This window comes from Streptomyces sp. NPDC005017 (genome assembly GCF_042873115.1).
GTDB lineage: Bacteria > Actinomycetota > Actinomycetes > Streptomycetales > Streptomycetaceae > Streptomyces.
Genome location: NZ_JBIALD010000033.1, coordinates 16,159 through 28,360, shown reverse-complemented (window position 1 = coordinate 28,360; position 12,202 = coordinate 16,159). Strand labels below are relative to the sequence as shown.

The 12,202-nt window shown below is 73.3% G+C and carries 10 protein-coding genes; 4 read left to right on the top strand and 6 right to left on the bottom strand.

Translation table 11 applies throughout. From position 1 onward, the window contains the following. Nucleotides 1-8: 8 nt before the first annotated feature. Nucleotides 9-1,649 (top strand): ABC-F family ATP-binding cassette domain-containing protein, encoded by a 1,641-nt coding sequence (locus tag ACFYR0_RS33765; RefSeq protein ID WP_389336773.1) that lies wholly within the window; start codon nucleotides 9-11, stop codon nucleotides 1,647-1,649. 217 nt (nucleotides 1,650-1,866) lie between these two features. On the opposite strand, the gene ACFYR0_RS33760 is transcribed toward ACFYR0_RS33765, so the two are convergent. Continuing rightward, nucleotides 1,867-3,054: a serine hydrolase domain-containing protein gene (locus tag ACFYR0_RS33760; protein ID WP_389336770.1), complete on the bottom strand. Its 1,188-nt coding sequence runs from the start codon at nucleotides 3,052-3,054 to the stop codon at nucleotides 1,867-1,869. A 283-nt stretch (nucleotides 3,055-3,337) separates the two neighbouring features. After that, nucleotides 3,338-5,710: a Tex family protein gene (locus tag ACFYR0_RS33755; protein WP_389336767.1), complete on the bottom strand. Its 2,373-nt coding sequence runs from the start codon at nucleotides 5,708-5,710 to the stop codon at nucleotides 3,338-3,340. Nucleotides 5,711-5,862: 152 nt separating this feature from the next. On the opposite strand from ACFYR0_RS33755, the gene ACFYR0_RS33750 reads away from it, so the two are divergent. Both ACFYR0_RS33750 and ACFYR0_RS33745 read left to right on the top strand, forming a co-directional pair. Then, complete coding sequence (locus tag ACFYR0_RS33750) at nucleotides 5,863-6,825, top strand: GlxA family transcriptional regulator (protein WP_389336763.1); 963 nt, start codon at nucleotides 5,863-5,865, stop codon at nucleotides 6,823-6,825. A 75-nt stretch (nucleotides 6,826-6,900) separates the two neighbouring features. Further along, the gene (locus ACFYR0_RS33745; RefSeq protein ID WP_389336760.1) at nucleotides 6,901-7,536 is read left to right on the top strand and encodes a DJ-1/PfpI family protein; all 636 of its coding nucleotides are present in this window, start codon (nucleotides 6,901-6,903) and stop codon (nucleotides 7,534-7,536) included. Nucleotides 7,537-7,543: 7 nt separating this feature from the next. On the opposite strand, the gene ACFYR0_RS33740 is transcribed toward ACFYR0_RS33745, so the two are convergent. Continuing rightward, the gene (locus tag ACFYR0_RS33740; protein ID WP_389336757.1) at nucleotides 7,544-8,293 is read right to left on the bottom strand and encodes an enoyl-CoA hydratase/isomerase family protein; all 750 of its coding nucleotides are present in this window, start codon (nucleotides 8,291-8,293) and stop codon (nucleotides 7,544-7,546) included. A gap of 291 nt (nucleotides 8,294-8,584) precedes the next feature. Between ACFYR0_RS33740 and ACFYR0_RS33735 the strand changes: the two genes are divergently transcribed. Next, on the top strand, nucleotides 8,585-9,094 hold the full coding sequence (locus tag ACFYR0_RS33735) for an ATP-binding protein (RefSeq protein WP_389336915.1): 510 nt from the start codon (nucleotides 8,585-8,587) through the stop codon (nucleotides 9,092-9,094). 48 nt (nucleotides 9,095-9,142) lie between these two features. Here ACFYR0_RS33735 and idi read toward each other — a convergent pair whose 3' ends face one another. The 3 genes from idi to galE form a co-directional block, all read right to left on the bottom strand. Next, complete coding sequence (idi, locus tag ACFYR0_RS33730; RefSeq protein WP_389336754.1) at nucleotides 9,143-9,736, bottom strand: isopentenyl-diphosphate Delta-isomerase; 594 nt, start codon at nucleotides 9,734-9,736, stop codon at nucleotides 9,143-9,145. A 174-nt stretch (nucleotides 9,737-9,910) separates the two neighbouring features. After that, the gene (locus ACFYR0_RS33725) at nucleotides 9,911-10,849 is read right to left on the bottom strand and encodes a cation diffusion facilitator family transporter (protein ID WP_389336751.1); all 939 of its coding nucleotides are present in this window, start codon (nucleotides 10,847-10,849) and stop codon (nucleotides 9,911-9,913) included. Between the two features lie 188 nt (nucleotides 10,850-11,037). Next, the gene (galE, locus tag ACFYR0_RS33720; protein WP_389336748.1) at nucleotides 11,038-12,009 is read right to left on the bottom strand and encodes a UDP-glucose 4-epimerase GalE; all 972 of its coding nucleotides are present in this window, start codon (nucleotides 12,007-12,009) and stop codon (nucleotides 11,038-11,040) included. Between the last annotated feature and the right edge of the window lie 193 nt (nucleotides 12,010-12,202).

The following is a 12,202-nucleotide window of genomic DNA, read 5'->3' as shown; positions in this document are numbered from 1 at the left end:
GCCCCCTGATGACTGCCACCCTCGTCGCCAAGAACCTCGCCGCCGGACACGGCGACCGCGCCCTCTTCACGGACCTCGACCTGGTCGTCGCACCCGGGGACGTGATCGGCCTGGTCGGCGCCAACGGCGCGGGCAAGTCCACCCTGCTGCGCCTGCTCGCCGGGCTCACCGCACCGGAACAGGGCGAACTCCGCCTCTCCCCGCCCACCGCCACCGTCGGCCACCTCCCGCAGGAGCCGGACCGCCGTCCGGGCGAGACGGTCCGTGCCTTCCTGGCCCGCCGCACGGGCGTCGCCGAGGCCCAGCGCGTGATGGACGAGGCGACGCAGGGCCTGGTCGACGGCACCCCCGGCGCGGACGACGCCTACGCGGCGAGCCTGGAGCGCTGGCTCGACCTCGGCGGCGCCGACCTCGACGAACGCGCGGAGGAAGTCGCCGACTCGCTCGGCCTCGCCGTGGACCTGGACCAGCCGATGACCGCGCTGTCCGGCGGCCAGGCGGCCCGCGCCGGCCTCGCCTCCCTGCTGCTCTCCCGCTACGACGTGTTCCTGCTGGACGAGCCCACCAACGACCTCGACCTGGACGGCCTGGAACGCCTGGAGCGGTTCGTCACCGGCCTGCGCGCGGGCACCGTCCTCGTCAGCCACGACCGGGAGTTCCTCACCCGCACGGTCACCAAGGTCCTCGAACTCGACCTCGCCCAGGGGCAGATCAACCTCTACGGCGGCGGCTACGACGCCTACCTGGAGGAACGCGCGACGGCCCGCCGGCACGCCCGCGAGGACTACGAGGAGTACGCCGACAAGAAGTCGGCCCTCCAGGACCGCGCGCAGATGCAGCGCGGCTGGATGGACAAGGGCGTGAAGAACGCCCGGCGCAAGGCGGGCAACGACAACGACAAGATCGGCCGCAAGTTCCGCAGCGAGGCCAGTGAGAAGCAGGCCTCGAAGGCCCGCCAGACCCAGCGCATGATCGAACGGCTGGACGTCGTCGAGGAGCCCCGCAAGGAGTGGGAGCTGCGCATGGAGATCGCCTCGGCGCCCCGCTCCGGCGCGGTCGTCGCCACCCTGCGGGACGCGGAGGTCCGCCGCGACGGCTTCACCCTCGGCCCGGTCTCCCTCCAGATCGACTGGGCCGACCGCGTCGCCGTGACCGGGGCGAACGGCGCGGGCAAGTCCACCCTGCTCGGCGCGCTGCTGGGCCGCGTACCCCTCGACGCGGGACACGCGGCCCTCGGCTCTGGCGTCCTGGTCGGCGAGGTGGACCAGGCCCGCAGGCTGTTCCACGGCACCGAGGCCCTGCTGGAAGCGTTCTGCGCGGCGGTGCCGGACACCGAGCCGGTGGAGGTCCGCACCCTGCTGGCCAAGTTCGGTCTCAAGGCGGACCACGTGATGCGCCCGGCCGCCACCCTGTCACCCGGTGAACGCACCCGGGCCGCCCTCGCCCTGCTCCAGGGCCGGGGCGTCAACCTCCTCGTCCTCGACGAGCCCACCAACCACCTCGACCTGCCCGCCATCGAGCAGCTGGAGTCCGCGCTCGACGCCTACGAGGGCACCCTGCTGCTGGTCACCCACGACCGCCGGATGCTCGACGCCGTCCACGTCACCCGCCGCCTGGAGGTCGCCGACGGCAAGGTGACGGAACGGTAGGGCCCTTCTGACGGATCTCGCGGCGTCGCGACGCCCGGCACGCACTCTCCCCACCGCCTCAAGGGCGTGGGAGGTACCCCCCAGCCGCACGGTGCGAAGGGACAGGTGGCTCCGCCACACGACCCTCCGCACCGCACACCGATCGCACGCACCGGACGCCGCTCCTGCTCCCACGGAGATCCGTCAGAAGGGCCCTGGAGCCCTTTCTGGGCGGTCCCTACCGCTTGTCCTTCAGCAGGGCGCAGACGAAGTCCTCCTGCACGGACCGCAGCAGCCGGAGCAGGTCCGGGGTCTGCGTCTGGTTGATCTGGCTGGTCACGGAGAAGGTCAGCGACCGGCGCCCGTCCGGTGTGGCCGCGATCAGCTGGGTGTAGCCGGCGGTGTTCCCGGTGTGCCCGAGCACCACCCCGCAGCGGGTGGTGTAGCGGAAGATCGCCAGCCCGGCGTCGTTGCGGCCGGGCCCGGCGGGCTCCGACGCGCCGCCGGGGATCCAGCGCCGCTGCTCGCGTACGACGGCCGGGCCGTACAGCCGCCCGCCCGCGTAGCCCCTGACGAACCGGGTCATGTCGGCGGGTGTCGAGACGATGCCGCCCGAGGCCCAGACGCCGGACATGCCGATCAGCTCGCTGACGTCCTCCGGCGGCGGGGGCGGGCTGGTGTCGTAGCCGTGCAGATAGGGCCGCGGCATCCGGAACCCCTGCGGCAGGCTCGTGCGGTGCAGGCCCAGCGGGCGGTACACCAGCTCCGCGAGCAGCCGCTCGTAGCGCGTCCCGGTGACGGCCTCCGCCATCAGCGCGACGGCGATGTTGTCGGAGTTGGAGTACTGGTACCGGCTGCCCGGCGGGAACAGCAGGGGCTGGTCGGCGACGAAGTCGAGCAGTCTGCGCGAGTCGAACCGGTGGCGCGGGTCGGCGAACAGCAGGGAGAGGAAGCCGGGGCTCTTGGAGTAGTCCGGCAGGCCGCTGGTGTGGTTGAGCAGTTGGCGCAGCGTCACCGCGCGCCACGCCCGCGGCAGCTGGGGGAGGCGCTCGCCGATCGTGTCGTCGAGCCGCAGGTCGCCGAGCTGCACGAGCGACAGCGCCACCGCGCCGCTGTACGCCTTGGCCGTGCTGGCGATGCGCATGTGGTCCTGCGGCTGGGGCTTGCGTCCCGTCTCCAGGTCCGCCACCCCGGCGCGCACGACCCGGCTGTGCCGGCCGTCCCGCAGTACGGCGATCACCCCGGGCGGGCCGCCCGGCGCCTCGACCAGCTCCTCCAGCCGCTGCTGCAACCCGGCGTCGCCGTACGGCGGTCCGGGGTGCGCGGCGGCTTGCGCGGGAGCGGGGGAGACCAGGGCCAGACAGACCGCGATCAGGGAGACGGCGGCCGGCCGGGACCGGCCACGGGCAGAGCGCTGGAACTGCATCGGTCACTCCGGGAGGGGGACGACGGGGCGTCCAGCTTCACCCGCCCTCCCCCACCCGACCGCCGCGACTGCTGCACATGGCCCAACGCCCCACACGGCCGCTTCCGGCGGGGACGGGACGGGGAGAAGTGTGTCCGGCGGTCACCCGGGCCCTGTCCCGCCCGTCCGGGAGCCGGAGCTGCGGGCCCGGCGGTCTCCGCGGCCCGGTCGCCCCGGCCCACCTTGCCCCGGCCAACCCCCGGCCCGGGTCACCCCGGCCCGGGGGCTCCGTGCCGGCGGCTGGTCAGCGCTTGCCCTTCTTCGGGTCCAGCAGTCCCGCCTTGCGCAGCGCGTCCGCCATCGCGCTGTTGGCCGGCGGCGGGGCCTGGCGGGAGCCGCCGCCACCGCCGGCGCGGTTCTGGCGCTGCTGCGGGGGCCGTCCGCCGCCGCGCTGCTGACGGCCGCCGCCGCCGGAGGGCTGGGCGCCCTGCGGCGCGGCCTCGTCGTCCAGTCGCAGCGTCAGGGAGATCCGCTTGCGCGGGATGTCCACGTCGAGGACCTTCACCTTGACGATGTCGCCCGGCTTGACCACGTCCCGCGGGTCCTTCACGAACGTCTTCGACATGGCCGAGACGTGCACCAGCCCGTCCTGGTGGACACCGACGTCGACGAACGCGCCGAACGCGGCCACGTTGGTGACGACGCCCTCCAGCACCATCCCGGAGACGAGGTCGGAGATCTTCTCCACGCCCTCCTTGAAGGTGGCCGTCTTGAAGGCCGGACGCGGGTCGCGCCCCGGCTTCTCCAGCTCCTTCAGGATGTCGCTGACGGTCGGCAGACCGAAGGTCTCGTCGACGAACTCCGTCGGCTTCAGCGAGCGCAGCACCGAGGTGTTGCCGATCAGCGCGGCCACCTCCTGACCGGTGGTCCTCACCATCCGCCGGACCACCGGGTACGCCTCGGGGTGCACGCTGGAGGCGTCCAGCGGGTCGTCGCCGCCCCGGATGCGCAGGAAGCCCGCGCACTGCTCGTACGCCTTGGGGCCGAGCCGCGCCACCTTCTTCAGCTCGGAGCGCGAGCGGAACGGGCCGTTGGCGTCGCGGTGCGCCACGATGTTCTCGGCGAGGCCCGAGGAGATGCCGGACACGCGTGAGAGCAGCGGCGCGGAGGCGGTGTTGACGTCCACCCCGACGCCGTTCACACAGTCCTCGACCACCGCGTCCAGCGAGCGCGACAGCTTCACCTCGGACAGGTCGTGCTGGTACTGGCCGACACCGATCGACTTCGGGTCGATCTTCACCAGCTCGGCCAGCGGGTCCTGGAGCCTGCGGGCGATCGAGACCGCGCCGCGCAGCGACACGTCCATGTCGGGCAGTTCCTGCGAGGCGAAGGCCGAGGCGGAGTACACCGAGGCACCGGCCTCGGACACCATCACCTTGGTCAGCTTCAGCTCGGGGTGCTTGGTGATCAGCTCGCCGGCGAGCTTGTCGGTCTCGCGGGACGCCGTGCCGTTGCCGATGGCGACCAGCTCGACCGCGTGCTCCTTGGCCAGCCGCGCCAGCTTGGCGACGGCCTCGTCCCACTTGTTGGCCGGGACGTGCGGGTAGACGACGTCCGTCGCGGTGACCTTGCCGGTGGCGTCGACGACGGCGACCTTCACGCCCGTACGGAAGCCCGGGTCCAGGCCCAGCGTCGCGCGGGTGCCGGCCGGGGCGGCGAGCAGCAGATCGCGCAGGTTGGCGGCGAACACGCCGACCGCGTCGTCCTCGGCGGCCGTGCGCAGCCGCAGCCGCAGGTCGATGCCGAGGTGGACCAGGATGCGGGTGCGCCAGGCCCAGCGGACGGTGTCGATGAGCCACTTGTCGCCGGGGCGGCCGCGCTCGCCGATGCCGAACCGGCCCGCGACGATCCCCTCGTACGAGGACGGGCCCTCGGTGGCCTCCTCCGGCTCCAGGACGAGATCGAGGACGTCCTCCTTCTCGCCGCGCAGCATCGCCAGGACGCGGTGCGAGGGCAGCTCGGTGAACGGCTCCGCGAAGTCGAAGTAGTCGGCGAACTTCGCGCCCGCCTCCTCCTTGCCCTCGCGCACCTTGGCGGCCAGCCGGCCACGCACCCACATGCGCTCGCGCAGCTCGCCGATCAGGTCGGCGTCCTCGGAGAAGCGCTCGGTGAGGATCGCGCGGGCGCCGTCCAGCGCGGCCTGCGGGTCGGCGACACCCTTGTCGGCGTCGACGAAGGCCGCGGCGGCGGCCAGCGGCTCCACGCCCGGGTCGCCGAGCAGGCCGTCGGCCAGCGGCTCCAGACCGGCCTCGCGGGCGATCTGCGCCTTGGTGCGCCGCTTCGGCTTGTAGGGCAGGTAGATGTCCTCCAGGCGCGCCTTGGTCTCGGCGCCCCGGATCCGCGCCTCCAGCTCGCCGGTGAGCTTGCCCTGCTCACGCACCGACTCCAGGATCGCCGTGCGGCGCTCCTCCAGCTCCCGCAGGTAGCGCAGCCGCTCCTCGATCGTGCGCAGCTGCGCGTCGTCGAGCATCTCGGTGGCTTCCTTGCGGTACCGGGCGATGAAGGGCACCGTCGAACCGCCGTCGAGCAGCTCCACCGCAGCCTTGACCTGCCGCTCCCGTACGCCGAGCTCCTCGGCGATCCTGCCTTCGATGGACGCTGCCAGGGGTGTCGTCACGATCGCGTACCGCCTTCTCCACTTCGGGTTGCGCGGCAATTGTGGCAGGTGGCACCGACAGCGGGGGAGGAGGGCACGCCACCGGACCCATGGCAGGAAAGGTGGGGTGCTCGTCATTGCGGCCATGGCGGGGCCGCCGAAGAATCGAGGGCATGGCGCAGCGAACCGTGCTCGTCGTCCTCTTCGACGACGTCCAGAGCCTCGATGTCACCGGCCCCGTGGAGGTCTTCGCGGGCGCCGCGGCCTGTGTTCCGGGCGCGTACACGATCCGTACGGCTTCCCTGGACGGCGGTCCGGTGCGCACCTCCAGCGGGCTGACCCTCGTACCGGACGGGGCGCTGACGGACGCTGAGCGGCCGGATCTGCTGCTGGTGCCGGGCGGCCGGGGCACCCGCGCGGCGGACCCGCGCCTCGTCGGCTGGCTGCGCGGCCGCGGCCCTCGGGCCCGGCGCCTGGTGTCGGTGTGCACGGGCGCGATCCTGCTGGCCGAGGCCGGGCTGCTGGACGGCCGCCGGGCCACCACCCACTGGGCGTACTGCGAGAAGCTGGCCCGCGACCACCCGGAGATCGAGGTCGAATCCGACCCGATCTACGTACGGGACGCACATGTGTGCACCTCGGCCGGGGTCACCGCGGGCATCGACCTGGCCCTCGCCCTGGTGGAGGAGGACCTCGGCCGGGAGGTCGCGCTCACCGTCGCCCGGCACCTGGTGGTGTTCCTGCGCCGGCCGGGCAACCAGGCCCAGTTCAGCGCCCAGCTGGCGGCCCAGACGGCGGCGCGCGAACCGCTGCGCGACGTCCAGCAGTGGATCACCGAGAACCCGCGCGGCGACCTGTCCGTCGAGGCGCTCGCCGGGCGCGCCCGGCTCTCCCCGCGCCACTTCGCCCGCGCCTTCCGCGCCGAGACCGGACTGACGCCCGGCCGGTACGTGGACCGGGTCCGGCTGGAACACGCCCGCCGACTGCTGGAGGACACCGGCGACGGGGTCGAGGAGATCTCGCGCGCCAGCGGCTACGGCACCCCGGAGGCCATGCGCCGGGCCTTCGTGCGCGCCCTCGGGACCGCGCCCGCGGAGTACCGGCGCCGCTTCCGCCCGGCCGGGGGCCGCCACTGACACCCCAGGACCGGCCGGGGGCCGCCACTGAAACCTCAGGACCACCAACCACCGAACCGAGTGAAGGGACACCCCGTGCAGATCGCGATCGTCCTCTACGACCGCTTCACCGCCCTCGACGCCGTCGGCCCCTACGAGACCCTCGGCCGGCTGCCCGACGCCGAAGTGGTCTTCGTCGCCGAGCAGACCGGCCCGGTCCGCACCGACACCGGGAACCTCGCCCTGGTCGCCGACCGCACGCTCGCCGAGGTGCCGGACCCGGACATCGTCGTCGTACCGGGCGGCCCCGGCCAGACGCCGCAGATGGACAACGCGGCCCTGCTGGACTGGCTGCGCGCGGCCGACGCGGGCAGCACCTGGACGACGTCCGTGTGCACCGGCTCCCTGCTGCTGGCCGCCGCCGGGCTGCTGGAGGGCCGCCGCGCGGCCTCGCACTGGCTCGCCCTCGAGCACCTCGCGAAGTACGGTGCCGAGTCCACCGGCGAGCGGGTCGTCTTCGACGGCAAGTACGTCACCGCGGCCGGGGTCTCCTCCGGCATCGACATGGGCCTCGCCCTGCTGGGCCGGATCGCGGGCGACGAACACGCCCAGGCGGTACAGCTGCTGACGGAGTACGACCCGCAGCCGCCGTACGACGCGGGCTCCCCGGAGAAGGCGCCCGCCCGTCTGGTCGAGGAGTTCCGGGGCAGGAGCCGTTTCCTGCTGACCTGAGGGGCCGTCAGCCCGAGGTGGTCCAGGTGAACCGCGGCTTCCTGCGCTCCAGGAACGCGGCGACCCCCTCGGCGGCCTCCGCGCTCTCGCGGGCCCGCGCCGCCCAGTGTTCGTCGCGGTCGGTGCGGCCGTCGGCGAACTCCTTGGCGGCGGCCTGCGTCAGCTGGGAACGCTGGACGAGGACCTGGGTGAACTCGGCGACCCGCTTGCCGAGTTCGCCCCGGGGCAGCACCTCGTCCACCAGGCCGGTGCGCAGCGCCCGCGCGCTGTCGATCAACTCGCCGGAGAACAGCAGGTACTTGGCGGTGGCGGGCCCGGTCAGCGACACCAGCCGGCGGGTGGAGGAGGCCGGGTAGACGATGCCGAGCTTCGCCGGGGTCACCCCGAACAGGGCGCCCTCCTCGGCGAACCTCAGATCGCAGGCGGCGGCCAGCTGCGAGCCGCCGCCCACGCAGTGCCCCTGGACCGCGGCGAGCGTCGGCCGGGGGAAGGCGGCCAGCGCCTCCTCCGCCCGCACCGCGAGCTCCTGCGCCTCGCGGGGCGAACCCCGGAGCGTGGAGATGTCGGCCCCCGCGCAGAAGGTGCCGCCCTCACCGGTGAGCACCAGCGCCCGTACGCCCGGGTCGGCGGCCAGCGTGCCGAGCAGCGGCGGCAGCGCGGCCCACATCGCGGCGGTCATGGCGTTGCGCTTGGCCGGGTGGTGGATGACGACCGTGGCGACCGAATCGGTCACGCTGTGCAGCAGCTGGGGCTCCATGCGCCGGATGCTAACCCGGACCCCGTGGCGGGCCCTTGTGGGGGTGATCACCGGTCTCGGAGGAGAACCCCCGGCAAAAAGGGCGAGCTCGCGGTCAAACCCGTACAACCCGAATAGTTCGCGAAGGCGGCACTATCGGGGCAGGAGCAGTCCCACAACTGACCGTGTCATACGCCAACGGTCAGAAACGCTCGATAGTCGCTGACTTGTGTTCAGTCATCCGGTCCGGAGCGACTCGTTATCAACACTCGACGTGTGGTGACAATCGAGCGCGAGGGTGGCGACCGGACGATGGAGACCCACGGGCGCGGGCCCGGTCCACGCCCAGCAGGTGACGCGGACGCACCCCTTCGGGCGGGCCCCCCCGACCCGCTGCCGTACGAGGGTGTCTGGCGGTTCACGGCCCCGGCCGTGGAAGCCTCGGTCCCGCAGGCGCGGCACGCCGTGCGGGACTTGCTGTACCGGCAGGGAGTGCCCGCTTCGGACGACCTCGTCCAGGGACTCCTGCTGATCGTCTCGGAGCTGGTGACCAACGCCGTGCGGCACGCGGCCCTGCTGTCGCCGGTGCTGGCCGTGGAGGTCGCCGTCGGCGCGGAGTGGGTGCGGGTCTCCGTCGAGGACAACCACCCCTACCGGCCGACCGCCCTGGAGGCCGACCACGGCCAGACGGGCGGCCGGGGGCTGCTCCTCGTACGGGAGATCACGCGGGAGGCGGGCGGGGTGTGCGACGTCGAGCACACCGCGAGCGGCGGCAAGGTGATCTGGGCCGCCCTGCCGCTCAAACCCGCGCTGTCGCCCTGAGTGCCGTACCCGACGACCGGGAGGCGGGCCCCGGTGCCGGGTCCGGTCTCACCAGCCGGAGGCGTCGCCCGTCAGCTCGCGGATCGCGGGACGGGCGGCGTCCAGCACGGTCATGAACCACGCCGAGAACACGTCCTTCGCATGCCGCTCCGCGAGCTCCGCGGGTGTCACGAAGGCCGTGTCGCCGACCTCCCGCGCGTCCGGCCGCAGCGGGGCCTGCACCAGGCCGACGAAGAGGTGGTTGTACTCCTGCTCCACGAGACCCGATGCGGGGTCCGGGTGGTTGTAGCGGACCGTGCCCGCCTCCGCCAGCAGCGCCGGGGAGGCCCCGAGCTCCTCGAAGGTGCGGCGGGCCGCGGCGGCGAAGGGTGCCTCACCGGGGTAGGGGTGGCCGCAGCAGGTGTTGGACCACACGCCGGGGGAGTGGTACTTGCCGAGCGCACGCTGCTGGAGCAGCAGCCGCCCGCGGTCGTCGAACAGGAACACCGAGAACGCGCGGTGCAGCTGTCCCGGCGCCTGATGGGCGGCGAGCTTCTCCGCGGTGCCGATCGTCACGCCGTTCTCGTCGACGAGTTCCAGCAAGATTGCTTCCGCGGTGCCCTGAGACGCCTGCCGCGTCGCGGTGGCAGAGGTGATCGCCATACCCATCCTTCGCTTCGGTTCCCGCGCCCCAGTCTGCCGTACGAAACCGGCACTTCCGGCACTACCGCCCTTCGGTACGCCGGAATGGGGACCCGATGGACGATCATGCCCAGGGGCGCGTGCCGCAACCACGTGCCGCAACCACCTGCCCAACCACCGGACCGGGCCGCCGGGTCAGTGGCACAGCCGCGCCTCGTGCTCGGCGTGGCCGCCGGGCTCCAGCTGGAAGGTGCAGTGCTCCACGTCGAAGTGGTCGCCGAGACAGCCCTGGAGCTCGTGCAGCATCTTCTCGTGCCCGATCGCGCTGAGGACGTCCTCGCGCACCACCACGTGCGCCGAGAGCACCGGCATCCCCGAGGTGATCGTCCAGGCGTGCAGGTCGTGCACGTCCTCCACCCCGTCCAGCGCCAGGACGTGCTCGCGCACCTCGGCCATGTCGACGCCCCGGGGGGCCGACTCCAGCAGCACGTCCAGGGTCTCGCGCAGCAGCCTCAGGGTGCGCGGCACGATCATCAGGCCGATCACCAGCGAGGCGATCGGGTCCGCCGCCTCCCAGCCGGTGGTGAGGATCACCGTGGCCGAGACCAGCACCGCGACCGAGCCCAGCGCGTCCGCCGCGACCTCCAGGAACGCGCCGCGCACGTTCAGGCTGTCCTTGCTGCCGCGCATCAGCAGGGTGAGGGAGACCATGTTCGCGGCGAGGCCCACCAGCGCGAACACGATCGTCACCCCGCCCTCGGTGCCGGCCGGCGTGATGAACCGCTGGACCGCCTCGTACAGGACGTAGCCGCCGACGCCGAGCAGCAGCAGACAGTTGGCCAGCGCCGCGAGGATCTCCGCGCGGGCGTAGCCGAAGGTGCGCCGGGCCGTCGGTGGGAGGCCCGCGAAGTGGATCGCCAGCAGGGCCATGCCGAGCCCGAGCGCGTCGGTCGCCATGTGCGCGGCGTCCGCGATCAGCGCCAGCGAGTCGGCCATCACGCCGCCCACGATCTCGGTCACCATCACACCGAGCGTGATCGCGAGCGCGACCCTCAGCCGTCCGCGGTACGCCGCGGTCGCCGTACCGCTCCCGGCGTGCCCGTGCGTATGCCCGTGGTCGTGCCCAGCCCCCATGAGAACCGCCCTCCTGTGATCGGACCGGGATCACAGTGAACTACGGGTGGGGGGTACCCGGCAACGCGGCACTGAACACCGTTGTCATATGCTCTGACCTGCGGAAACGAAGCGCAGGTCAGAGCGGTGACGTCGCCGGCCGTGGTGTGTCCGCGCCCGCGCGGGGCCTCGTCGGCCCCGCCGCCGCCTCACCGGCCGTGGTGCAGCCGCCATCCCCGCCAGGCGGACTCGACCATGTCCGTCAGGCCGTACCGGGCGCTCCAGCCGAGCTCCTTCGCGGCGCGGGCGGCCGAGGCGACCGCGCGGGGCGCGTCACCGGGGCGGCGGTCCTCGACGACGGGCGCGCGGGTGTCGCCCGTCACCTCGCCGATCAGCGTGACCAGCTCGCGCACGGAGACGCCCTGGCCGCGCCCGATGTTCACCGTGAGGTCGCCCGGGGCTCCGGCGGCGTTCAGCTGCCGGGCCGCGGCGAGATGGGCCTCGGCGAGGTCGGCCACATGGATGTAGTCGCGCACGCAGGTGCCGTCCGGCGTCGGGTAGTCGGCGCCGAAGATCCGCGGCGCGTCGTCGCGGGTGAGCCGGTCGAAGACCATCGGGACGATGTTGAAGACGCCCGTGTCGGCCAGCTCGGGCGCCGCCGCCCCCGCCACGTTGAAGTAGCGCAGGCACACCGTCGCGATCCCGTGCGCCCGGCCCGCGGCCCTGACCAGCCACTCTCCGGCCAGCTTGGTCTCGCCGTAGGGGTTCACCGGGGCGCACGGGGTGTCCTCGGTGATGAGGTCCACGTCCGGGGTGCCGTAGACGGCCGCGGAGGAGGAGAAGACGAACCGGCCGATCCCGGCCTCGGCGACGGCGTCCAGGAGCGTGGCGAGCCCGCCCACGTTCTCCGCGTAGTACCAGGTCGGCCGCGCGACCGACTCCGCCACCTGCTTGCGGGCGGCGAGATGCACCACGCCGGTCACCTCGTGCTCGGCGAACACCTGCCGCAGCAGGGCCGGGTCCCCGGCCGAGCCCGCCACGAGCGGCACGCTCTCCGGCAGCCGCGCCGCGAAGCCCGCCGAGAGGTCGTCCAGCGCCACGACGCGCTCCCCGGCACCGGCCATGGCCCGTGCCACATGCGCCCCGATGTATCCGGCACCGCCGGTGATCAGCCATGTCATGGTCGCCCACCCTAGGGCCTGTCTGGCACATTCCCGCCCGCCGGGCGGCGTCCGGCACGCACTCCCCCAGAGGGGGCACCCCCAGCCGCGTTGCCGACCCGCCCTTCGGGCGGACGACGGGAATGTGCCAGACAGGGCCTGAGCCGCCGTCGGCGCCGGAGGGGCCCCCGCCGCGCTCACCCGGACGGCCGTA